Raw genomic sequence first — 22,112 nt, forward strand, 5'->3', positions numbered from 1 at the left:
CGGCTCTCTCCCCCGGTGCGGACTCGCACGCCAAGCCAGCACCGGCAGCGTAATCATATGATACTTATCATATTACGCAAAACTGAATTACACTTTGGATAAAATTGCACGAAATTGCATTTGTCGTGCAAGAGTAGCAATGTCGCCGGCCGCGCGATGATGTAAGGGGGCGCCATGTTGGATCAGTTCGACGCGCTGCTGCTCGCCCGAATCCAGTTCGCCTTCACGGTGAGCTTCCACTTCATCTTCCCGGCATTCTCGATCGGGCTGGCGAGCTATCTCGCCGTGCTCGAAGGGCTGTGGCTGAAAACCGGTCAGGATCTTTATCGCGACCTGTTCAAGTACTGGCTGAAGATCTTCGCCATCGCCTTTGCCATGGGCGTCGTGAGCGGCATCGTGATGAGCTATCAGTTCGGGACCAACTGGTCGGTTTTCTCGGACAAGGCCGGGCCGGTCATCGGGCCGCTGATGGCCTACGAGGTGCTGACGGCATTCTTCCTCGAGGCAGGCTTTCTCGGCGTGATGCTGTTCGGCATGAACAAGGTCGGGCGCGGGTTGCATTTCACCGCCACGCTGATGGTTGCGCTGGGCACGTTCGTGTCGGCCTTCTGGATCCTGAGCGTGAACAGCTGGATGCAGACGCCGACCGGTTACGAGATTGGTGCAAACGGGCAATTCATGCCGGGCGAAAGCTGGCTGAACATCATTTTCAATCCCAGCTTCCCCTATCGTCTCGTTCACACGGTGATTGCGGCATACCTCACAACCGCGTTCGTCGTGGGAGGCGTTGGTGCTTGGCATCTCCTGAAAGACCGCACGAACGCCCACGCGCGCAAGATGTTCTCGATGGCGATGTGGATGGCGGCACTGGTCGCCCCGGTGCAGATTTTCGCAGGCGACATGCATGGACTCAACACGCTCGAGCACCAGCCGGTCAAGGTCATGGCGATGGAGGGGCATTACGAAAGTCATCCAGACGGCGCTCCGCTCTACCTGTTCGGCATTCCGAACGACAAGGAACGGCGGCTCGATTACGCGGTTGGCATTCCCAAGCTCTCCAGCTTGATCCTGAAGCATGAATCCGACGCACCGCTCAAGGGCCTCGACACAGTGCCCGACGCGGACCAGCCACCCGTATTCCCGGTCTTCTGGGCGTTCCGCGTCATGGTCGGCATCGGCTTCGCCATGCTCGGCATCGGCGCATGGAGCCTGGTCGCCCGGATGCGGGGCAAGCTATACGACTGGAGGCCGCTGCACCGCGCGGCGGTGGCAATGGGCCCTGCCGGTTTCGTCGCAGTGATCGCGGGCTGGATAACCACCGAAGTCGGGCGCCAGCCCTTCACGGTTTATGGCCTCCTCCGCACCGCCGAGAGCGCCAGTCCGCTCGACGCGCCCGCGGTGGCAATGTCGCTTCTGGCCTTTGTGCTGGTCTATTTCGCGGTTTTCGGTGTCGGCACCTGGTACATCCTGCGCCTTATGAGCGGCGCGCCGCATCCTGGCGAGAAGGGCGTCAAGCGCACCGAGAAGGGGCCGATCCGCACCGCCGGCATCACGCCCGGGCCAACGCAGAATCCCGGCGAGGATCCCGATGTCCTGCCCGACAGCGCCGAGGAGGCGACCGATGGGCGTTGATATCGACCTTACCACCGTCTGGGCTTTCATCATCGCCTTCGCGGTTTTCGCCTATGTCATCATGGACGGTTTCGACCTCGGCATCGGCATCCTCTTCCCCTTCTTCGATGTGGGGGTGGAGCGCGACCAGGCGATGAACTCGATCGCGCCCGTGTGGGACGGGAACGAGACTTGGCTGGTGTTGGGAGGAGGGGGGCTCCTTGCTGCATTCCCGATGGCCTACGGTATCGTGCTGCCGGCGACCTATCCGCTCATTATCGCCATGTTGTTGGGGCTCGTGTTTCGCGGAGTAGCCTTCGAATTCCGCTGGCGCGACCCGGGACACAGGGCGTTCTGGGACTTCGCCTTCACCGTCGGTTCCATCGTTGCCGCGATGTCTCAGGGGATGGTGCTCGGCGCGTTGTTGCAGGGGATCGAAGTGGTCGACCGCGCATATGCGGGTACCTGGTTCGACTGGCTGACGCCGTATACGCTGCTGACCGGACTGGGTGTTACCGCAGGCTATGCGCTGCTTGGCGCGACGTGGCTCATTGTGAAAGTGGAGGGACGCTGTCTCGATCATGCCTATCGCCTCGCCAAGGTGACATTCTTTGCCACTTTGGGGCTTCTTGTCGCGGTGAGCCTCTACACGCCGTTCCTCGATGCGCAGTACTTCGAACGCTGGTTCACCATGCCCAATGTGCTGTTCGCCGCCCAGGTCCCGCTGCTGACGGGGATCATCGCATTCGCCTTGCTGCGTGCGCTGGCGAAGCGGCGGACCTATCGCCCGTTCTTGCTCGCCCTCGGCCTGTTCCTGCTTGGGATGGCGGGGTTGGGCGTATCGATGTGGCCTTATGTTGTGCCCGACCAGGTGACCATCTGGGACGCCGCTGCACCCGAGCGCAGCCAAGTCTTCATGCTCTGGGGCACCGCCTTCATCATGCCCGTGATCCTCGCCTACACCGGCTGGGCCTATTGGGTCTTCCGCGGCAAGGTCGGGACGGAAGGGTACCACTGATGCGGCTCGCGCCGCTGGATGGTGCCGAGAAAGCCGAAGGGCAGCCACTCTGGCGCCGCCTCGGCTGGATGGCGGCAATTTGGCTGGCAAGTGTCACCCTGCTGGGAGCAGTCGCGTACCTGCTGAGGCTGTGGTTTTCCTGAAGCCGTCGTCACAGGGAAATGAAATGGTCGGGGAGACAGGATTCGAACCTGCGACATCCTGCTCCCAAAGCAGGCGCGCTACCGGACTGCGCCACTCCCCGACACTGTTTCAACACCGCGCTGCGACTGGTGGGCCCGGCAGGACTCGAACCCGCGACCTAGCCGTTATGAGCGGCCAGCTCTAACCAACTGAGCTACAGGCCCCCATGCGCCGCATGCGGAGCAGAGCGCCTAGCCGCGCGCAGTTGCACTGGCAAGTCGCTAGACGTCGACTGCGTCCATGATTTCCGCAACGGTTGTCGGCCGCACCCCGCGCAAGTCGAAATAGCCGTATACCGACCGCAGCCATTCGTAGAACCGGTCGAGATCGTCCTCGTCGCGAACATATGGTGTGTAACCTGGAACAAGCGAGGGGCTGTGGAAGCTGAGCACCAGCAGTGGCAGGCCATCGTCCAGCGCAATGTCGATCCCGCGCAGCGCCTCTTCGCTCGAAACGCCTTCGGGCGTGAGCGCGATGCGTTCAAGCAGGCCGAGGCGTGACAGGACCCCTGCCGCGCGCGGAAAGCGCTTGGTCAATGGATAGAGCGTCTCTCCCTGGCGGCGGAGCATGCCCCAGTAGACGGTGGTCAGGGGCAGCTCGAGCAGCTTGCGCTCGCCATCGGCCCAATAGGGAGCGACCGGATGGGCGCTGTAGTCCGGACCACCTTCGGCGCTGTAGTCGAAGCAGGCGCGCACCGAGGTGTCGATAGCGACACCCGAGTCGGCCAGCATGCGGGCGGTTTCCCTGCCGATGCCGTATCGACCCGCGCGGTAGATCCGGGGGGGGGTTGCGAACTTCTCTTCGATAAGGTCGCGCAGGAGGGAGAACTTCTCGCGTTCGAGCGCGTGCGGCAGGTTCCCGGCGAAGCTGTTGTGGCGATCGACCTCTTCATCGAAGGGCGGGTTGACCCAGGGATGCAGCTGGATGCCGATCTCTGCCTTCCCGGCTGCAACCGCGGAACCGATGACTTCTTGTGCCACCGGCGAATTGGCGACCGGCCAGTCCACGAGATAGACGGGCGACACACCGATTCCCTCGCAGAATTGCTGCAGCTTTGAGATGCGGCGGATGCTGTCGAGCCCGTAACCGTCGCGGGAAAAATCGCCCTTCCAGTCGAACTCCTCTTCCGTGTCGACCGTCAGCAGTGCGCGCTGCCCGAAGCCTTCGGCAAATCTTGCCGCCTGCTGCCTGCGCGGCGGGTCCAGAAGGTTGGCATTGGTGATCGTCGAAGCCCCAGCGGAAGTGAATTCGGTGGCGGATTATCCCGCGGCGCGACCATTGATGTCGTTGGGGCTAGGCAGGGCATCCTCGGGGGTCAAGAGCGGGAGCGACAGGATCAACCACTTGTCGTCGCGAACGAGCTCACCGCCGGCAGAGCGCGCCTCGGCACGGGCCAGCCGCAGCGAGAAGCCGGCACCGAAGATGCCAGAGCTTAGCGTGCTCGATGCCGACCGGGCTTCCGACGAGAACAGTTCCTCGGTCGCGGCGAGCGATGCCGGCAACTGTGCCCGCAGCGAAACTTCGTCCCCCTCGGTCTTGAGGTCGAGCTTGATCGCCTCGCCTGCACCTGTGGCACCGGCCAAAGTCGCCAATACGCGCCACGCGAGCATCTCGGCCTCCTGCTGAGCCAGCGGAAGGAGAGCGGCAACCTCATGCACGGTCGCATCGAAGCGCGCGACGCGCGGGCTGAGCACGGACTGGAGTTGCTTGACCTGCGTGCGCACGATCCCTGCGAAGTCGCTGGCCCCTGCCTCGAGATCAATGGCACCCGTCTCCAGCTTTGCCAGGCGATCGAGTTCGTCGAACCCGGCCAGGATGCGGGCGCTGTCCCCCGCGATCGAGGCGGCGAGGGCGCGGTATTCGTGCGGTGTCGGGCCAAAAACCTGCTGTTGGATGACCTCGGAATAACCCTGCATGGCATTGACCGGCGTGCGCAGTTCGTGGAGCAGCTGGCGCAAGCGGTCTGCCCCGGCATTGCGGTCTGCCTCTGCCATGCCAGCCGAGCGCCGGAAGCGGCCGGCGTAGCCGAAGAACCGGCCGTCCCCGCGGGTAAACCGCGGGGTGGCATCGACGATCCAGTCGCCGGAAATGGCAGGAGCGCCGCTCAGGGTGAAGCGAGCTCCTCGAAGGGGCCGACGGTGAAGCAGCGCTGAAGCGAAATCGTCCTCGCGCGCATCGGCATCATGTCGTGCGGTGAGCGTGGTCCCGATGACCATTGCGGCGACGTCGCCTTCGGCCCAGTCGATCCGTCCTTCGGAATCGGTGCCGAAGATAAAAGCATCGATCCGCTTGCGTACAGGCGCCGCGTCCAGCCCGGCCATGGGCAGCGAAGGCGCATCATTCGCCGTTGCTTCGGCGCGGTTGCGCTTGAAGGTCTCGATCCGCTCGACCAGCGCACGGATGCCTTCGCCATCGGGCATTTTCGCAGCTGGTTCCGGCTCCTGCGCGGGTTCCGACCCCGCTTGGGATTCCGGTTCTTCCTCACTTGCGACTTCGATGTCGTTTGCAGGGGAAAGGATCAGCGGCTCGGGTGCTTCGGGAATTTCGGGCGCTGCAGCCTCGTCCGGATCGTCGACCAGCATCTGCACCATGTCGGGCAGGGGAAGCGCACGGTCCTGGACGCCCAGCTGGTCGAGCACGCGAACCGCTTCCATGGGAAGGTCGCGGCGATGGCGGAGGAAGCCGCGCGCGCGGATCGGCAGGCGCGGTATCAGCTCTTCCCACTCGGCGCCGGACAGTTCGGCGCGATAGAGGGCAGCGGCCGCGATCGACGGATGGGCCTCCCCGAACCAGCGAACCAGCTCCGGATTGCGGAACCGCCAGCCGGTTTCACCGACGATCTTGGCGCGCTCGGGGACGGGAATCATCTCTGCCAGTGCGATGAGTCGCAGGTATGCGGCGGCCTTGAGCGCGGGGTCACCGGCCTGCGGCCGTTCGCCCAAAAGGTCGATAAGTTGCCGGAATTGCGTCTTTCCCGCGCGCTCGCCCGTGGCGCGGTTGCGCAGCACAGTGGCGAGGCGGTCGTCGAAATGCATCGGTTCTCCGGTCGGTTAGACGGTTTGCGGGCCGTAAACCATGGCAGCGCGAGGGTTTCTATCTGTGAAAAAATTACACTGAACGAGAAGTTGCCTGCGCGTTGCAAAGCGGGACAATTGCTGGCAAAGATAATAATGTTAGCCAATAAGTCGCATATGCGTTGTCAACATTTCGTATGCTGACTCGCGCGACCGCATGGCAGCTCAAGATTCAGGGGCAGATGAAGTTATGGCCAATCTCGACGAAATCGACCGCAAGCTCCTCTCCGAGCTTCAGGCCGAGGGGCGCATCACCAACGTCGAGCTGGCCCATCGCGTCGGCCTGACCGCACCGCCCTGCCTGCGCCGCGTCCGCGCGCTCGAGGAAGAGGGGGTCATCAAGGGCTATCATGCCGATCTCGAACCCGGGAAGCTCGGATTCTCCATCACCGTATTCGCCATGGTCAGCCTGAAGAGCCAGGCCGAGGACGCGCTGCGTGAATTCGAAGCGGCGATGAAGGAACTGCCCGAAGTGCGCGAAGTGCACATGCTCAATGGCGAGATCGACTTCATCCTCAAGATCGTCGCCCGCGACTTGCAGGGCTTCCAGGAATTCCTCACCAGCAAGCTGACGCCCGCGCCCAATGTGGCGAGCGTCAAGACCTCGCTGACGATCCGTACCAGCAAGCACGAGCCGGGCGTCCCGCTGGGCTGAATTGCAGGATGGAAGTCCACGACACGATCGAAGGCCACTGCCTGTGCGGCGCGGTCAGCATCGTGATCGAAGGCCCCAGCGCAGAGGTCGAAATCTGTCAGTGCAGCATGTGCCGTCGCTGGGGTGGAGCATTCTACAGTGCGCAGACGGGCAAGCAGATGACCGTGCGCGGCGAAGAGCACGCCAAAGTCTACCGCTCCAGCGAATGGGCCGAACGCGCGTTCTGCAGGACTTGCGGGAGCAACTTGTGGTTCCGTTTCCTGCCTACCGGCAACCGCAGCTTCTCAGCCGGTCTCTTTGACGGCTCACGCCGGTTCGCAGTGGAGAAGGAGATCTTCACCGATGAGGCAGCCGACTGGTGCTGTCTGGCCGGCGACCATCCCCGCCAGACAGGCGCAGAAGTCATCGCCGAAGCCAAGGCCGCAGGGTTCACCTTCGACTAGCGCAGATCGTCAAGCTTAATCGGGTCGCACTGCCAGATCGCGCTTCCGGTCACATGCTTGAAGCGTCCCCTTCAAGTTTCCCGAAAAAGCCGATCACTTTCACGATCCTGCCACTGTCGTTGACCTCGGTCATGTCGAAGCCGTCCATCAGGCGCTGGCCGTTCAGGTCGATGGCCCAGTGATAGCGGCAGAAATTGTTCTGCACGTCGATGCGGCTGGCGCGGGAATAGATCGCGCCGGGGATGCGCTTTTGCACGTGTTCGGCCATTGCCAGGAATGCATCGCGCCCGACAATGTTGTGATTGGGATCGGCGAAATGGACGTTATGTTCCAGCGCCAGGTCGGCCAGCCGGCGTTTCTCTTCCGCATCGTCGGAATTCCAGATCGCCAGCATGCGGTCGAGGTTGTCGAAGGCAGGGTTCATGTTCGATCTCCATCGCGACCGGGCTAACAAACCGACCGTTGGTTTGTTTTGTAACACCCAAGCATTGATGTAAAGCCTGACCATGCCGCGCCAGCAGGAAAGATCCGAGACGACACGCAACGCGATCTGCGCCGTGTTTCGAAAATCGCTTCTCGAGCGAGGCCTGGAGGCTACTACGACATTGAGCGTCCTTGCCGAAGCGGGGCTGAGCAAAGGAGCTTTATACCACCACTTCGCCAGCAAGGCGGAAATCGTCGAGACAATCTATCGCGAAGAATCGCACGCCGCCGTTAAGCGGGCGGCGACCAGCGTCTCGGGAGACCTGCCACCGGTCGAACGGTTGAAGCTTGCTTGCAGCGCCTGGCTGAACGAACTTAACGAGCCCGACGTAGCGCGTATCCTGCTTCAGATCGGGCCGGCTGCGCTTGGTAGCTCGAAAGTCCGGGAAATCGAGGACGAGCTCACCCTGCGGCTGTTTCAGGCCTTGCTCGAAGAAGCGATGGAACTGGGGCAGGTTTCGCTGTCCGATCCTTTGCTCGCCGCGCGGCTCATCAATGGAATGGTTGCCGAGGTCGCGGTGCTCCCCCGAAGCGATCGCAAGGCCGCCGCGGGAACGATCGGGCCAGTGGTCGACGCTATCCTGACTTCGCTCGGCTGAGTGCCCGTTTTCGGGCTTCCTAGCCTTCGCGCTCCTTCAACCATTCCTCGAGCCATTTGATCGAGTAATCTCCGCTCTGAACGTCCGCCTGCTGGAGCAGCGCCTGGTGCAGCGGGATATTGGTTTTCACCCCTTCCACGACCATTTCCTCGAGCGCACGCTTGAGGCGCATCATGCAGCCGTTGCGGGTGCGACCGTATACGATCAGCTTGGCAATCATGCTGTCGTAGTACGGCGGGATCCGGTAGCCGGCATAGAGCCCGCTATCGACGCGCACGTGCATCCCGCCGGCGGCGTGGAAGTAGCTGACGAGGCCGGGCGATGGCGCGAAGGTCCAGGGGTCTTCCGCATTGATGCGGCACTCGATGGCGTGTCCTTTGAACTCGATCTCGTCCTGCGTGACCGAAAGCGGCTGGCCATCGGCGATGCGGATCTGTTCGCGCACGAGGTCGAGGCCGGTGATCGCTTCGGTAACCGGATGTTCGACCTGCAGGCGGGTGTTCATCTCGATGAAGTAGAACTCGCCGTCTTCCCACAGGAATTCGATGGTGCCGGCGCCGCGATAGGCCATGTCGCGCATCGCCTTGGCGCAGATTTCGCCCATCCGCATGCGGTCCTCGACCGAGAGGACGGGGGAGGGCGCTTCCTCGAGCACCTTCTGGTGGCGGCGCTGGAGCGAGCAGTCGCGTTCGCCGAGATGGATGGCATTGCCATTGCCGTCACCGAAGACCTGGAATTCGATGTGGCGCGGATTACCGAGATATTTCTCGATATAGACGGTCGCGTCGCCGAAGGCGGCTTTCGCCTCGCTGCCGGCCTGCTGCATCAGCGTCTCGAGCTGGTCCTCGCTCTCGCACACCTTCATGCCGCGACCACCGCCGCCGCTCGCCGCCTTGATGATGACGGGGTAGCCGATCTCGGCTGCGATCTCGCGCGCCTCGTCGATGTCGGAGACGGCACCGTCGGAGCCGGGCACCAGCGGCAGGCCGAGGGCGCCCGCGGTGCGCTTCGCCTCGACCTTGTCGCCCATGGTGCGGATGTGTTCGGGCTTGGGGCCGATCCATTTGAGGTCATGCGCTTCGACGATCTCGGCGAACTTGGCGTTCTCGGACAGGAAGCCATAACCCGGGTGGATCGCATCGGCATGCGCGATCTCGGCGGCCGAGATGATGTTGGCGATGTTGAGGTAGCTGTCGGTCGCACTCGGCGGACCGATGCACACCGCGTGGTCGGCGAGGCGGACATGCATGGCATCGGCGTCGGCGGTGGAGTGGACCGCGACCGTCTCGATGCCCATTTCATGCGCCGCGCGATGGATGCGCAGCGCGATTTCGCCGCGGTTGGCGATCAGTATGCGCGAAATACCCATGGATCAGCCGATGACGATAAGCGGCTGGTCGAATTCGACCGGCTGGGCGTTCTCGACAAGGATGGCCTTGACCATGCCCGACTTGTCGGCGGCGATCGGGTTCATCACCTTCATCGCCTCGACGATGACCAGCGTCTGGCCTTCCTTGACGCTGTCGCCGACCTTCACGAAGTCGGCTGCGCCCGGTTCGGGAGCGAGATAGACAGTACCGACCATGGGAGACTTGATTGCGCCGGCGGTATCCGCGGCTGCGGGTGCTTCAGGTGCAGGGGCGGCTGCAGCAGGTGCGGCAGCGGGGGCAGACGTCATCATCGGCATCGCGGGAGCGGCCATCGCCACCCCGCCGCCGCGCGACACGCGGATTTTCCGCTCGCCATCCTCGACTTCGATTTCGGTGAGACCGGTTTCGCCCAGCATCTCGGCAAGTTCGCGCACGAGAGCGGTATCGACGTTCATTCCGGACTTGCCGGCGGTGCCTTTATGGTCGGCCATGGGACCTCGTTATCTGTTGCGTGGCAGCGCCTATGCGCCGGGCTGGCGCGTGTGACAAGGGGTGAGAAGCTGCAATTTACAGCGCAGCAGCCTTCTCCAACGCTACGGAATAGCTGCGCGGGCCAAGACCTTTCACTTCGTCCACCGCGCCCATGCCGACGTAGGAGATGTGGCGAAACTCCTCGCGCTTCGAGGGATCGGACAGGTGCACCTCTATCACAGGCACGCCGATCGCCTTGATCGCGTCGAGCAGGGCGATGGAGGTGTGGGTATAGGCTCCCGCGTTGAGCAGCACCGCCTTGGCTCCGACCTCGCGCGCTTCGTGCAGCCAGTCGACCAGCACGCCCTCGTGGTTGGTCTGGCGCATATCGATTTCGACGCCGAGGCCCTTGGCCTGTTCGTGGAGGGTGTGGGCGATGTCGTCGAGGGTGTCGGAGCCATAGATCTCCGGCTCCCGCATGCCGAGCAGGTTGAGATTGGGGCCGTTAAGAACGAAGATTGTCTGCATCGCTCTGGGTTAGCCCGATCGCAGGCACTACGGAAGAGCGCGACGCATCCAGTCCCGGGACGGGTCGCGATAATGTCTAATTGGCCAGCAGGCGCCGGGCCTCTTCGCTGACGATGTCGGCGACCTCCTGATACAACTTCGCGAACACAGCAGACGAGCGCCAGGCCGCCCCTACGCTGCGGTATTCGGTCCAGTTGCCGGGCTCGGCGATCCTCACGCCGTCGATCCCGCCCGCGTTCGAGCGGACGTAGATTTCGGGCAGCATTGCCAGGCCGACGCCCGAGGCAGCCATTTGCCGCAACGCATCGAGGCTGGTTCCCTCGTAATCCGCCAGAATCGTGGCGCCGAACTGCGCGCAAACCCCTTCGAGTTGACGGTGATAGTGATGGCGGTGGTCGAGTGTGAGGAATGTTCGGCCACCGAACGAACGCCTCGTGAGCCTGTCGAGCGTAAGGAGTGGATCGTCCGGCGGTGCCACGATCCGTAACGGCTCACGAAAAAGCGGTTCTATGTGCAGGCCACGACCCGCGATAGGCATGGGCGACAGGACCATGTCGAGTTCTCCCGCTGCCAATTCGCCTTGCTGGACCGAGGGGATGCCCTCGCGGATGTAGAGCCGGAGTGCGGGGTAGCGCCGGTGGAGCTCCTTGATGACTTGCGGCATCAGGTAGGGGCCGATGGTAGGCGTTACGCCAAAACGGATGGTGCCAGCGGGTCGCGAGGCCACCCGGTCGGCGACTTCGCCGAAATCCCTCACCGCACCAAGCACGCTACGCGCGGATTGGATGAGTTCGCGGCCCCCGGGCGTCAGTTGCATGCCCTTGGGCACGCGCTCGAAGAGTTTCAGGCCCAGCGCGTCCTCGAGCGAGCGGAGCTGCTGGCTAAGGGCCGGCTGCGTCAGGCCGAGCGCCAAGGCAGCCTCCCCCATGCTGCCGGTCTCGGCGATCTTGGCGAACATCTCGAACTGGCGGATCGAGGGCATGAATACACATTAGCAAATCTTATCGAGAATCCGCAAGAGTTCGAATTGGATTATCATGATGCTTTCCCTCATGTGGCGCCGCGATGGCGGCCCAGGCCGCACGAGTTTCGAGGAGAGCATGATGAAGAACTTCGCAATTGCCGCAGCGCTGACGCTCGGTCTGTCCGGTGCTGCCATTGCGCAGGACAAGGACTGGTCATTCGGCGACGGCGAGACCCACGAGCACTGGGGTGACATCCGAGCCGAATACGCCACTTGCGACGCGGGCAGTATGCAGTCTCCCATCGACCTCACCAGCCCCGACGCCCGTGGCGACATCAAGCTCGAAACCCGCTTCGGCGAAGCCAGCGGCAAGCTCGCGCTGGCCAAGCAGAAGGTCCAGATCGACTTCACGCCCGGACAGGGCAAGGGCATGACCAGCGGCGACAAGACCTTCGACCTGCTGCAGGTTCACTTTCACACGCCCTCGGAGCATGCCGTAAACGGCAAGCGCTATCCGATGGTGGCGCACTTCGTTCACGCGACGCAGGCCGGGGAGCTCGGCGTCCTCGGTGTCTTCTTCACCGAGGGGAGCGAGAATCCCGCCATCGATGCCCTGTTGAAGGCTCATGCCAAGGGCAATGGTGCCGCCCTCTCGGTCAACATCGATGACATGATCCCGACCGATCTCGACGTCTATCGCTACATGGGTTCGCTCACCACGCCGCCATGCAGCGAAGGGGTGAACTGGCATGTCGCAGACGTTTCGGTCGAGGCTAGCGCTGCACAGATCGCCAAGCTCAGCGGCGCTCTCGGACCCAGCGCGCGTTCAATCCAGCCGCGCAACGGCCGCCTGCTGGTCGCTCCCGAATAAGTCGTCCCCTGACCGGCGCCGGAAACAGACAAGGAGTAGGAAATGGATCAGCTTTCTGCGACCCTGCTTTCGGCGCCGGTACTTTTCTTCGTACTGGGGGCCCTTGCTGCGGCGGCGCGATCGGATCTCGCCGTGCCGGAAACCATCGCCAAGGGGATGTCGCTCTACTTGATGGCCGCGATCGGCCTTAAGGGCGGCGTTGAAGTCGCCAATGCGGGCATCGGACCCGAACTCGTCACGGCGCTGGGGGCAGGTTTGCTCCTGAGTGCCTCCATACCTTTCTTGGTCGCCCCGGCGCTGGCGCGCTTTGGTGGGCTGGACCGGACGAACACCGGCGCAGTTGCCGCGCACTACGGATCGGTCAGTGTCGTCACCTTCGTGACTGCCAGCCAGGTCTACGGCGACAACGGCTTCGTGGTTGCCGGCTTCATGGTCGCGGTCCTCGCGATGATGGAAACTCCCGCTATCCTTTCCGGCCTGTTCATTGCGCGCAAACAGGGTGGCAGCGCCTTGTCGCGCGAGCTGATGCGCGAGGTGTTGTTCAACGGCTCGGTCGTATTGCTTCTGGGCAGCTTCGCAATCGGCATGCTCATCGGCGAGAAAGGCTTCGAGCCGATCTCGCCATTGTTCAAGGCCGGCTTCACCGGTGTCCTGTGCCTCTTCCTGCTCGACATGGGCCTGATCGCAATGCGCCGCATACTCAAGACCCGGGCCCTTACCTGGCGCCTGGCAACCCTTGCAGTCGCATTCCCGATCATGAACGGAACCATCGCGGTGACGATCGGGACCCTGATCGGGCTCGATGCGCCCTCGGCCGCCGCGCTCGGCATCCTTGGTGCGAGTGCATCCTACATCGCCGTGCCGGCAGCGATGCGCCTGTCACTGCCGCAGGCTGACGCCGGCCTGTATCTCGCGATGTCGCTTGGCGTGACCTTCCCGTTCAACATAGTACTGGGCATCCCGCTCTTCCGGTGGATGTCCGAGACCCTTGGAGCCCTGCTATGATCGAGACGACGCCCCGTGAAAGGATCGAAGTCCTGGTCGACGCGCCGCTCGCGCCGCGTCTCGCCGACATGGCAGAGGCTGCGGGGATTACCGGTCACACGCTGATCCGCACCGAGAGTGGGCGCGGTCGACACGGCGATTGGTCCGAGGATCTCATTAGCGGGGCGACGGCAAAATACATCTTCCTGACGATTGCCAATCCTGATCGGGCGGAGACTTTTCTGCAGATGATCGCGCCATTGCTCGACAGTCATGGACTGGTGGTCCTGCGTTCGACCGTGGACGTCATCCGTCCGGAAAGGTTCTAGGCGTCCCTACTGATCGACGCCCTTGACCTTCCCCCATTGGCGCGCAGCGGAATAGCCGAGGTAGCCCGTGCCGAAGAGCGCGTAGAGCGCATCGGGCAACGCAGCGAGGTATCTGGTCATGCCGTCGCCGATGGCAAAGGCAGCAGCAGGATTGAAGGCGGCGATCACCCCCATCGGCACGCTGAACAGGATGAGCGCGTACATGGTGTAGAGGAAGCTGGGACGGGCACGGCTGGTCCAAGGGTCGCTGCTCTGCGCCTCGGCGACGATCGCCGACAGGCGTGCCTCGATCTGCTTGAGTTCCTGTGTGCCTTCCAGCGTCAGCAGTTCGAGCTTGGCCTTGGCACGGGCTTCCTTGTCGGGGATGACCTTGTCGATGATCGAGGCGATCGGGCCGATAAGCGATTCGATGAGCGGCATGTGGCGTCTCCGGTTGGCGAGACCGAATCAGCTAACCACAATGGTTCGTGTAGGAAAGGCGATTGGACGCAAACGCACAGCAGTACGTCGCAATCGCCGGAGTTTGGGGAGGAAACCACTGGTCGGGACGAGAGGATTCGAACCTCCGACCCCCACACCCCCAGTGTGATGCGCTACCAGGCTGCGCTACGTCCCGAGACCAGTGGAGGGCGGCCCTATAGGCGGGACATCGGGGCATGGCAAGCGCCCGTCTCACCCAATTCGTTGCCCTGCGCCAGCATTGCTGCTAACCGCGCCCGCACTTCGGCCATCGGGCGTGCGGGGGGTGCTTGAACGAGCCATCCCGCGCACCCACTTGCGGCCGGTCGCGACAACCATACGACAGGTAATTCCCCGATGCTCGATTTCCTTGCCGCCGCCAGTTCCACCGCGGCCCAGCCGCCCGCTTGGACCGGCTGGATCCTGCCTCTCGGCATGCTGCTGATCCTGTGGTTCCTCATAATCCGTCCGCAGATGCGCCAGCAGAAGCAGCACCGCGAAAAGGTCGAGGGGCTCAAGAAAGGCGATGAAGTCGTGACCGGTGGTGGACTCGTCGGCAAGATCACCAAGGTGGAAGAGCACTTCGTCCATGTGGAAGTGGCCAAGGGCATGGTGGTGAAGGCGGTTCGCGGCACCATCGGCGAAGTCCTGTCCTCGCGCGGCACGCCCGCGGCGAACGACTGAGGCGAGGGCGAACACCCATATGCTCGACTTCCCCACATGGAAGAAGGCCTGGCTCTGGCTCATAACCGGGCTTGCCTGTCTTGCTGCACTCCCGTCACTGCTGTCGTTCACCAGCGTTCGCTGGCCCGAAGCGCTGCCCGACCCGATGGTCAACCTCGGTCTCGACCTTGCTGGGGGTAGCCACATCCTGCTCGAGGCCGACAGCAAGCAGGTTGCTGCTCAACGCCTCGAGAACATGGAAGAGAACGTCCGTGGTCTTATGCGCAATGCCGAACCGCGCATTCGCATCGGCGATGTCTCGACCCGCGGCGGTCGGCTCAGTTTCATACTCGACGACCCGACCGAAATCGACCGTGCCCGCGAAATCATGCTGCCCTCGATCAACGGTACGGGCCTCGTGCGCGAATGGAACCTGTCGGTCGAGGACGGCAATCGCATCATCCTGACCCAGACGCAGGAAGGCGTCGACACCGCGGTTTCCGACGCGATGGAAAGCGCGATCGAGGTGGTCCGCAAGCGTATCGACGAACTGGGCACGCGCGAACCGACGATCATTCGCCAGGGCGACACGCGCATCGTGGTGCAGGTCCCCGGCCTGCAGGATCCCGATGCGCTCAAGGCGTTGCTCGGTGAAACCGCGCAGCTCGAATTCAAGCTGGTCGACCAGAACGCCCTGCCGAGCGACGTGCAGCAGGGCCTCGCCCCTCCGGGTAGCGAGATCGTCCCTTATGCCGAAACCTCCGACTTTGCGGGCTCGTCGATCGCCGTGCGTCGCCTTGGCGGCATCCGCGGCGACAACCTGACGGGCGCGCAGCAGAGCTTCGAACCGCAGACAAACCAGCCGGTGGTCAACATCCAGTTCGACAGCGACGGCGGCCGCCGTTTCGCCAAGCTGACGACCGAAAACGTCGGCAAGCCCTTCGCCATCATCCTCGACGGCAAGGTGCTTTCGGCACCTAACATCAACGAGCCGATCCGCGGCGGCACTGCCCAGATTTCGGGCGGTTTCTCGGTAGAGACGGCCAATCGACTGGCGATTTCGTTGCGTTCGGGTGCACTCCCCGTCGACCTCGCCGTTATCGAAGAGCGCACCGTGGGTCCCGACCTCGGCGCGGACTCGATCAAGAAGGGCCTGATCGCGATGAGCATCGGGTCGCTGCTCGTCGTGCTGCTGATGATCTTCACCTACGGTCGCTTCGGCATCTACGCCACCGCGGCATTGGTCATCAACGTGCTGATGATCCTCGGCATCATGGCCGGCCTCGGCACCACGCTGACACTGCCCGGTATCGCCGGCTTCGTGCTGACCATCGGTGCCGCAGTGGACGCCAACGTGCTGATCAACGAACGTATCCGTGAAGAGCGCAAGCGCGGCCGCCGTGTCGTCGCCGCGGTCGAAAACGGGTACAAGGAAGCGAGCCGCGCGATCTACGACGCCAACGTCACCAACTTCATCGCCGGCGTGCTGTTGTTCCTGTTCGGCTCGGGTCCGGTTCGCGGTTTCGCGGTCGTGCTCGTGATCGGCCTTTTCACCAGCGTCTTTACCGGCGTGACCATGACCCGCATGTGGGTCGCCGGATGGCTGCGCAAGGCGCGGCCCAACGATCTCAACCTGTAAGCGGAGGCGAGAACGATGAAACTCCTCAAGCTCGTCCCCGACGACACCAACATCAAGTTCCTGCGCTGGCGCGTGCCCTTCTTCGCCGTCAGCATCCTGCTGATCGCGGCAAGCTGGGCGCTCGTCCTGACCAAGGGCCTCAATTACGGCGTCGACTTTTCGGGCGGCCTCGAAGTGCGTGCGACATTCACCCAGAGCGCGGAGGCCCCGGTGGCCGACCTGCGCGAAAAGGTGGCGACGCTCGGCTATGGCGATCCTGTGGTCCAGCGCTTCGGCGAGGATAACCAGGTCTCGATCCGCGTTCGTCTTCCGGACGAAGTGTCGGCCGACAAGGACGCGGCCCAGGCAGCGGCTAACCAGATCGTCGACAAGCTGAAGACCGATTATCCGGATTTCCGCCTCGACGGGAACGACAACGTGTCGGGCAAGGTTTCCGGAGAGTTCCGGACCCAGGCGGTCTACGCACTGCTCGCGGCGATGCTGGCGGTGGCAATCTACATCTGGGTGCGTTTCGAGTGGCAGTTCGGTGTCGGCGGCCTCTTCGCATTGTTCCACGACGTCAGCCTCACACTCGGCATGTTTGCCCTGTTCCAGCTCGAATTTAGCCTGCAGATCATCGCCGCGATCCTGGCCATCATCGGCTATTCGCTCAACGACACCATCGTCGTCTACGACCGCATCCGCGAGAACCTGAAGAAGTTCCGGAAGATGCCATTGCCGGAACTGCTCGACCTGTCTGTCAACGAGACGCTGGCGCGTACCGTTATGACCTCGCTGACGCTGCTTATCGCGCTGATCCCGCTTCTGCTGTTCGGTCCGGCCAGCCTGTTCGGCATGGTTGCGGGCATCACGCTGGGTATCTTCGTGGGTACCTACAGCTCGATCTACATGGCAGCCCCGCTGCTGGTGTGGATGGGCGTCACCAGCGACAGCTTCATCCCGACGGAAAGCGCAACCGACAAGCAGGAACGCCTCGCCCGCGGCGAGGTCTAGACGATCCTGTCATAGTAGGCGGCCAGCGCTTCGCCGTTGGCCTGCCAGCTGAAATTCCCGACCGCCTCTGCCACCTTTTCGGGTGAGCGGGGGCGTTCGCTTATCTGGCGGATCCCTTCGGCAATGGCGCGACAATTACGCGCGACAATCACGCCCGCATCAGGGGTTTTCACGATCTCGCGCGCACCACCCGCATCGGTAATGACCAGGGGGGTGCCGCAAGCGAGCGCCTCGATCCAGGCATTCGCCAGACCCTCGCTGGCGGAGGGAAGGACCATCATATCCGCAGCAGAGTAGAGCGGCGCGAGCGATGATGGCGGCTGGCTGCCGAGGAAATGGACACGGTCCGCGACGCCGACTTCCTTGGCCAGCTTGCGCAGCGAAGCTTCGTCCTCGCCCTTTCCGACGAGTAACAGCCGTGCGTCGGGGAGCCCTCCCATGGCCTTGATGATGAGCCCCTGGCCCTTGCGCTCGATCAGCGCGCCGACGCTGAGCAGGAGCGTCTCGTCCTTGGTGCAAGGAACGTCGAAGGTGTCGGCAATCGTCGCGCGCAGGCCGGTATGGTCGAGAGGGCGGAAGAGGTCACGATCAAGACCGGTGTAATGGGTCGTGATCTTCGCTCGGTCCATCCCGAGTGCGGCCATGTCATCGGCCAGCGCATCGCAAACTGCCAGCACGCCGGCGGCGGCACTGGCCGTCTCGAGCAGCGCCTTGCGGCCATAGGAGCGGGCACCCCAGTAGTGAATGTCCGCGCCGCGGGCCTTCACGGAAAACGGCAGGCCCAGTTCGCGCGCGATCATCATTGCCGCGGGGCCATCGGGATAGAAGAACTGCGCATCGATGAGGTCGAAGGGTGTCGCGGCGTGGAGTCTGCGCGCGAGGGGCATCACCGCCCGCGCAATGGCGCCGGGGTTGAGCCTCCCTCCGAACCTGGGGATCAGGGGGAAGGTCGGACGATGGACCGTCAGTCCGAAATCGGTTCCGTCAATCGCCGCCTCCTGCAGCGCCTTGTATCGTCCTACGGCCACGGGCGGCAGGCCGATGGGATTGACGACCACTGCCTCCCAATGCGTGTCGCGCTGCAGCGCCTCGAGCGAGCGCGCAACGAAGATGCCGAAGCGTGGGTTGGCCTCGTTGGGAAAGAGCGTGGAGAGCGAAAGGACGCGGCGGGTCTTGGCAGTGCTCACAGCGAACGGACCAGCATTTCGGCAACCGCGATCCAGGGCGGATTGTCGACGACCTGCTGCTTCTCTCCGTGTCCGGGCGGAAGGATGCCCACCAGCGTGCCCTGCCGGTCGATAAGCCGCCCGAAGGCGAAGCGACCGGCCTTTCTCGGTACAAGCACGTCACGATTGATGGCCCGGCCGGCATGCGCCGGCTCAATCTGGCGAAGCCATAGCTGGTCGCCCGGACGATATTCACCGTGCGGATAATCTATGGCGAGGACCATCAGGGCACCCTCGTTTCCGAGTTCGGTTGTGAGGATCGCGTCACGCGGAGTGGCGAGGGCTTCCGGTCCGCTCGCGCCCAGACTTGCAACGACCTGCGGATGCCCCCCTTTTTCCGAGCGGACGAGCAGTTCCGGATCGACCTCGAGGGCGGTGGCAATCCGCTCCATCCACTTGAGCGAGAGGTTGCGCATCCCGGTTTCGAGCCGCCCGACGGTCTGCGGAGTGGTAGGTGGGCTGCATGCCTCGGCAAGGTCGGCAAGCGTCCAGCCCTTCTGCTTGCGGATGTCGCGAATGCGGTTGATCAAATCGCCCCTCCGTTAACCGATTTGGTTTTCAACCTTTCCTACATGAACCAGACAATTGCAAGGCTGATTTCCAACCTGAGGAGATCCCGATGCACCGCAAGCTCGTCGAACGTGAACTCACCATCGAAGGTCCGCGCCGCGGCGGCGAGGCACACAGGAGGCGCCGGAGCGTAACGGTCAATCTCGCCGAAAGCCCGCTGACTTGGCTCCACTCGCGTGGACACCTGTCAGATCGCCAGTTCGATGCCGGGGAGCGGTTGCGGAGCGACTACGAACGTGCGCAATTGTCGCCATCGGTCACCATGCGCTGGGACCCGGTGCGAGTCGACGGCGGGGGCGGTGACGGCTTGACGCCATCCGAGCGGCAAATTGCTGCCAAGGCACGGTTCGACGGTGCGATGACAGAGGCGGGAGCGGGATTGAGCGACATCCTCTGGCGCGTTGCCTGCGCGTGCGAAGGGCTGCCCGATGCCGAAAAGGCGCTGCAATGGCCCGCGCGCAGCGGCAAGCTGGTGCTGAAACTGGCGCTCGACCGGGTGGCGGATTTCTACCGGATCAGGTGAGCGCGTTTGTTTGGTCAGGACTGTGTTCCATGTGTTCCATCCTGTAGGACTGGCCGCGAAGTGGCCCTAGGCGTGGGCGGCAACCGCCTGCCGCAGCTCTGGAATGACTTCGGCCTCGAACCAGGGGTTCCGGCGCATCCAGATAGTCGATCGCCAGGCCGGGTGCGGCAGGGGCAGGAAGCAGGGGAGGAACTGGCGAAATTCCCGGATGCGGTCGGTCATCGAAAGCTTGCGGGCCTCGGGCAGGTAGCGCGCCTGCGCATAGGTGCCGACCAGCAGCGTGAGCCGATCCTGCGGCAGGATGTCGAGGATCAGGTCATGCCAGCGTGGCGCGCATTCGGGACGCGGCGGCTTGTCGCCACCGCTGGCCTTGCCCGGATAGCAGAAACCCATGGGGACGAGTGCGACCTTGGCTGGGTCGTACATCTGCTCCTTCGAAAGGCCGGTCCAGTCGCGCAGGCGGTCGCCGCTGGCATCATCCCAGGGGATGCCGCTTTCGTGAACCTTCGATCCGGGCGCCTGTCCGATGACCAGCAGGCGTGCGGTGGGGGAGAAGCTGGTGACCGGCCGGACGCCGTGCGGGAGGTGTTCGGCGCACAGGGTGCAGGCCGCAATCTCCCGCTGGATGCTCACCCCTCGACCATCTCCGCAAGAGCGAGCCAGCGCTCTTCGGCAGCGTCCTTCTCGGCCCGGGCATTCTCGATGCCCTTGGAGATATTGGCGAACTTCTGCGGATCGGAGGTGTAGAGGTCGGGGTCGGACAGGATCGTCTCACCCTTGCTGATGGCGGCCTCGAGTTCCTCGATCCGCGCCGGCAGGAGTTCGTAGTCGCGCTGGTCCTTGTAGGAGAGCTTGGTCGACTTCGGGGCAGGCGGGGGAGGGGGCGCAGGCTTGTCTTCCGCCTTGGCAGTCTTGGCTTTGGACGCCACGGGAGCACGACGCTTGGCCTCCCAGTCCTCGTAACCGCCGGCAACAATGTCGACCTTGCCCGATCCGTCGAGGCCCAGCGTGATGGTCACGGTCCGGTCGAGGAAGTCGCGGTCGTGGCTGACGATGAGGACGGTGCCTTCGTAGTCCGCGATGACTTCCTGCAGGAGGTCGAGCGTCTCAAGGTCGAGGTCGTTGGTCGGCTCGTCGAGCACGAGGAGATTGGATGCCTTGGCGAATTCACGCGCCAACAGCAGGCGCGACCGCTCACCGCCCGACAGGACTGCGACCTTCATGTCGACGATCTTCGGGTCGAACAGGAACTCCTTGAGGTAGCCTTGCACATGCTTGCGCGACCCCCGGACATCGATCCAGTCGCCGCCTTCGGCCAGAACCTGGCGCACCGTCTTGTCGTCAGTCAGGAGCTGGCGCTGCTGGTCGATCATCACGCCGGTCAGCGTCTTGGCGATCTCGACCTTGCCGCTGTCGGGCGCGAGTTCGCCGGTGAGCATTTTGAGCAGCGTCGTCTTGCCCGCGCCGTTCGCGCCCACGATACCGATCCGGTCGCCGCGCTGGATGCGCAGCGAGAAGGGCTTGATGATCGCACGGTCGCCAAAAGACTTGGTGATGTTCTCGGCGACGATGACCGACTTCGACTTGAAGTCCTCCTCGGTTGCCAGCTTAAGCTTGGCTGTGCCCGCGTTTGCGATCATCGAGGCACGCTGGGCGCGCATCTGCCACAGCTTTTCGAGCCGCCCCTGGTTACGCTTGCGCCGCGCGGTCACCCCGCGTTCGAGCCAGTGCGCCTCGAGCTTGAGCTTGGCGTCGAGCTTCTCTGCCGCCCGCGCTTCCTCGGCATAGACCGCCTCTTCCCACGCCTCGTATCCACCGAAGCCGACTTCCTTGCGGCGAAGGTTCCCGCGGTCGAGCCAGATCGTCGCGCGCGTCAGGCGCTTGAGGAACGTGCGGTCGTGGCTGATGACGACGAAGGCGCCCTTGTACCGGTCGAGCCAGCCTTCGAGCCAGTCGATCGCACCGAGGTCGAGGTGGTTGGTCGGCTCGTCCATCAGTAGCAGGTCGGGCTCCTGAGCCAGCGCCCGCGCGATGGCAGCGCGCCGCTTCTCGCCGCCGCTCGCACTGGATGCATCGCGGCTCATGTCGATGCCGAGCTGGCCGGCGATGGATTCGATCTCGTGTTCCGCAGGCGCGTGTTCGCCCGCCAGTGCCCAGTCCATCAACGTCGAGTAGCCGGTCAGGTCGGGGTCCTGCTCGAGCAGCACTATGCGCGTGCCCGGCTTGACCTTGCGCTGGCCCTTGTCGGCCTCGATCCGGTCGTCGATCAGCTTGAAGAGCGTGGTCTTGCCGACGCCGTTGCGGCCGATCAGCGCGAGCCGGTCACGCGGGCCGATATGAAGGTCGAGCGGATCGTTATCGGGTCCGCCGAACAGCCACTTGCCCCCCTGCTGGAGAGCGAGGCCTTCGAGGCTGAGGATCGGTGGTTGCGCCATGGAGCGCGCGAGGTAGTCGCG

At 63.6% G+C, this 22,112-nt stretch carries 25 protein-coding genes and 3 tRNA genes; 13 read left to right on the forward strand and 15 right to left on the reverse strand.

Annotated elements, in window-relative coordinates:
• The first annotated feature begins 174 nt into the window (after nt 1-174).
• From IRL76_RS03515 to IRL76_RS03525, 3 genes are read left to right on the forward strand one after another with little or no spacing between them, the layout of a single operon-like run.
• On the forward strand, nt 175-1,632 hold the full coding sequence (locus IRL76_RS03515) for a cytochrome ubiquinol oxidase subunit I (protein ID WP_281388123.1): 1,458 nt from the start codon (nt 175-177) through the stop codon (nt 1,630-1,632).
• A complete protein-coding gene (cydB, locus tag IRL76_RS03520) occupies nt 1,622-2,629 on the forward strand; it encodes a cytochrome d ubiquinol oxidase subunit II (protein ID WP_200983243.1) in 1,008 nt (335 codons plus the stop codon). The genes IRL76_RS03515 and cydB overlap by 11 nt, the downstream gene beginning before the upstream one ends.
• Nucleotides 2,629-2,772 (forward strand): DUF2474 domain-containing protein, encoded by a 144-nt coding sequence (locus IRL76_RS03525; RefSeq protein ID WP_200983245.1) that lies wholly within the window; start codon nt 2,629-2,631, stop codon nt 2,770-2,772. The genes cydB and IRL76_RS03525 overlap by 1 nt, the downstream gene beginning before the upstream one ends.
• Nucleotides 2,773-2,796: 24 nt before the next feature.
• Here IRL76_RS03525 and IRL76_RS03530 read toward each other — a convergent pair.
• The 4 genes from IRL76_RS03530 to IRL76_RS03545 form a co-directional block, all read right to left on the reverse strand.
• Nucleotides 2,797-2,873: transfer RNA gene (locus IRL76_RS03530), tRNA-Pro, on the reverse strand.
• A 26-nt stretch (nt 2,874-2,899) separates the two neighbouring features.
• Nucleotides 2,900-2,976, reverse strand: a tRNA-Ile gene (locus IRL76_RS03535).
• A gap of 57 nt (nt 2,977-3,033) precedes the next feature.
• Nucleotides 3,034-3,837 (reverse strand): polysaccharide deacetylase family protein, encoded by an 804-nt coding sequence (locus IRL76_RS03540; RefSeq protein ID WP_425504508.1) that lies wholly within the window; start codon nt 3,835-3,837, stop codon nt 3,034-3,036.
• Between the two features lie 234 nt (nt 3,838-4,071).
• Nucleotides 4,072-5,847 (reverse strand): sensor histidine kinase, encoded by a 1,776-nt coding sequence (locus tag IRL76_RS03545; RefSeq protein WP_200983247.1) that lies wholly within the window; start codon nt 5,845-5,847, stop codon nt 4,072-4,074.
• 229 nt (nt 5,848-6,076) lie between these two features.
• On the opposite strand from IRL76_RS03545, the gene IRL76_RS03550 reads away from it, so the two are divergent.
• Together IRL76_RS03550 and IRL76_RS03555 are read left to right on the forward strand one after the other, a co-directional pair.
• The gene (locus IRL76_RS03550; protein ID WP_200984161.1) at nt 6,077-6,541 is read left to right on the forward strand and encodes an Lrp/AsnC family transcriptional regulator; all 465 of its coding nucleotides are present in this window, start codon (nt 6,077-6,079) and stop codon (nt 6,539-6,541) included.
• A gap of 8 nt (nt 6,542-6,549) precedes the next feature.
• Nucleotides 6,550-6,984, forward strand: coding sequence for a GFA family protein (locus tag IRL76_RS03555; RefSeq protein WP_200983248.1), 435 nt, complete (start codon nt 6,550-6,552; stop codon nt 6,982-6,984).
• A 49-nt stretch (nt 6,985-7,033) separates the two neighbouring features.
• Here IRL76_RS03555 and IRL76_RS03560 read toward each other — a convergent pair whose 3' ends face one another.
• Nucleotides 7,034-7,408, reverse strand: coding sequence for a nuclear transport factor 2 family protein (locus IRL76_RS03560; protein ID WP_200983250.1), 375 nt, complete (start codon nt 7,406-7,408; stop codon nt 7,034-7,036).
• A gap of 82 nt (nt 7,409-7,490) precedes the next feature.
• On the opposite strand from IRL76_RS03560, the gene IRL76_RS03565 reads away from it, so the two are divergent.
• The gene (locus tag IRL76_RS03565; protein ID WP_281388124.1) at nt 7,491-8,066 is read left to right on the forward strand and encodes a TetR/AcrR family transcriptional regulator; all 576 of its coding nucleotides are present in this window, start codon (nt 7,491-7,493) and stop codon (nt 8,064-8,066) included.
• A gap of 19 nt (nt 8,067-8,085) precedes the next feature.
• On the opposite strand, the gene accC is transcribed toward IRL76_RS03565, so the two are convergent.
• The 4 genes from accC to IRL76_RS03585 form a co-directional block, all read right to left on the reverse strand.
• Nucleotides 8,086-9,435, reverse strand: a complete 1,350-nt coding sequence (accC, locus tag IRL76_RS03570) for an acetyl-CoA carboxylase biotin carboxylase subunit (protein ID WP_200983255.1) — start codon at nt 9,433-9,435, stop codon at nt 8,086-8,088.
• Nucleotides 9,436-9,438: 3 nt separating this feature from the next.
• Entirely contained in the window at nt 9,439-9,927 is a 489-nt protein-coding gene (accB, locus tag IRL76_RS03575) for an acetyl-CoA carboxylase biotin carboxyl carrier protein (RefSeq protein ID WP_200983257.1), read from the reverse strand.
• A gap of 76 nt (nt 9,928-10,003) precedes the next feature.
• On the reverse strand, nt 10,004-10,435 hold the full coding sequence (locus tag IRL76_RS03580; protein ID WP_200983258.1) for a type II 3-dehydroquinate dehydratase: 432 nt from the start codon (nt 10,433-10,435) through the stop codon (nt 10,004-10,006).
• A gap of 76 nt (nt 10,436-10,511) precedes the next feature.
• Complete coding sequence (locus IRL76_RS03585; RefSeq protein ID WP_200983259.1) at nt 10,512-11,417, reverse strand: hydrogen peroxide-inducible genes activator; 906 nt, start codon at nt 11,415-11,417, stop codon at nt 10,512-10,514.
• A 55-nt stretch (nt 11,418-11,472) separates the two neighbouring features.
• On the opposite strand from IRL76_RS03585, the gene IRL76_RS03590 reads away from it, so the two are divergent.
• Genes IRL76_RS03590 through IRL76_RS03600 form a run of 3 tightly spaced genes read left to right on the forward strand, consistent with a single transcriptional unit; the run spans nt 11,473 to nt 13,583 of the window.
• A complete protein-coding gene (locus tag IRL76_RS03590) occupies nt 11,473-12,270 on the forward strand; it encodes a carbonic anhydrase (RefSeq protein ID WP_246449963.1) in 798 nt (265 codons plus the stop codon).
• A 42-nt stretch (nt 12,271-12,312) separates the two neighbouring features.
• Entirely contained in the window at nt 12,313-13,275 is a 963-nt protein-coding gene (locus tag IRL76_RS03595) for a sodium-dependent bicarbonate transport family permease (protein WP_200983260.1), read from the forward strand.
• Complete coding sequence (locus IRL76_RS03600) at nt 13,272-13,583, forward strand: P-II family nitrogen regulator (RefSeq protein ID WP_200983262.1); 312 nt, start codon at nt 13,272-13,274, stop codon at nt 13,581-13,583. Before IRL76_RS03595 ends, IRL76_RS03600 begins: the two co-directional genes overlap by 4 nt.
• 6 nt (nt 13,584-13,589) lie before the next feature.
• Here the strand turns inward: IRL76_RS03600 and IRL76_RS03605 are convergent, their stop codons facing one another.
• Together IRL76_RS03605 and IRL76_RS03610 are read right to left on the reverse strand one after the other, a co-directional pair.
• A complete protein-coding gene (locus IRL76_RS03605; RefSeq protein WP_200983264.1) occupies nt 13,590-14,003 on the reverse strand; it encodes a holin family protein in 414 nt (137 codons plus the stop codon).
• A 119-nt stretch (nt 14,004-14,122) separates the two neighbouring features.
• Nucleotides 14,123-14,199: transfer RNA gene (locus IRL76_RS03610), tRNA-Pro, on the reverse strand.
• A gap of 200 nt (nt 14,200-14,399) precedes the next feature.
• Here IRL76_RS03610 and yajC point away from each other — a divergent pair.
• From yajC to secF, 3 genes are read left to right on the forward strand one after another with little or no spacing between them, the layout of a single operon-like run.
• Nucleotides 14,400-14,726: a preprotein translocase subunit YajC gene (gene yajC, locus IRL76_RS03615; RefSeq protein ID WP_200983266.1), complete on the forward strand. Its 327-nt coding sequence runs from the start codon at nt 14,400-14,402 to the stop codon at nt 14,724-14,726.
• Nucleotides 14,727-14,745: 19 nt separating this feature from the next.
• Nucleotides 14,746-16,344 (forward strand): protein translocase subunit SecD, encoded by a 1,599-nt coding sequence (gene secD, locus IRL76_RS03620; RefSeq protein WP_200983268.1) that lies wholly within the window; start codon nt 14,746-14,748, stop codon nt 16,342-16,344.
• 15 nt (nt 16,345-16,359) lie between these two features.
• The gene (gene secF / locus IRL76_RS03625; protein ID WP_200983270.1) at nt 16,360-17,337 is read left to right on the forward strand and encodes a protein translocase subunit SecF; all 978 of its coding nucleotides are present in this window, start codon (nt 16,360-16,362) and stop codon (nt 17,335-17,337) included.
• Here secF and IRL76_RS03630 read toward each other — a convergent pair.
• A complete protein-coding gene (locus IRL76_RS03630) occupies nt 17,334-18,524 on the reverse strand; it encodes a glycosyltransferase (protein ID WP_200983272.1) in 1,191 nt (396 codons plus the stop codon). The genes secF and IRL76_RS03630 overlap by 4 nt on opposite strands.
• Nucleotides 18,521-19,093 (reverse strand): helix-turn-helix transcriptional regulator, encoded by a 573-nt coding sequence (locus tag IRL76_RS03635; protein WP_200983274.1) that lies wholly within the window; start codon nt 19,091-19,093, stop codon nt 18,521-18,523. Before IRL76_RS03635 ends, IRL76_RS03630 begins: the two co-directional genes overlap by 4 nt.
• Nucleotides 19,094-19,182: 89 nt before the next feature.
• Here IRL76_RS03635 and IRL76_RS03640 point away from each other — a divergent pair, with 89 nt between their 5' ends.
• The gene (locus IRL76_RS03640; protein ID WP_200983276.1) at nt 19,183-19,656 is read left to right on the forward strand and encodes a DUF6456 domain-containing protein; all 474 of its coding nucleotides are present in this window, start codon (nt 19,183-19,185) and stop codon (nt 19,654-19,656) included.
• A 66-nt stretch (nt 19,657-19,722) separates the two neighbouring features.
• Here the strand turns inward: IRL76_RS03640 and IRL76_RS03645 are convergent, their stop codons facing one another.
• Nucleotides 19,723-20,289 (reverse strand): uracil-DNA glycosylase family protein, encoded by a 567-nt coding sequence (locus IRL76_RS03645; protein ID WP_200983278.1) that lies wholly within the window; start codon nt 20,287-20,289, stop codon nt 19,723-19,725.
• The gene (locus IRL76_RS03650) at nt 20,286-22,091 is read right to left on the reverse strand and encodes an ABC-F family ATP-binding cassette domain-containing protein (protein WP_200983280.1); all 1,806 of its coding nucleotides are present in this window, start codon (nt 22,089-22,091) and stop codon (nt 20,286-20,288) included. Before IRL76_RS03650 ends, IRL76_RS03645 begins: the two co-directional genes overlap by 4 nt.
• Nucleotides 22,092-22,112 lie beyond the last annotated feature (21 nt).

It is taken from the genome of Qipengyuania soli (assembly GCF_015529805.1).
In the GTDB taxonomy this organism is placed as follows: Bacteria; Pseudomonadota; Alphaproteobacteria; order Sphingomonadales; family Sphingomonadaceae; genus Qipengyuania; species Qipengyuania soli.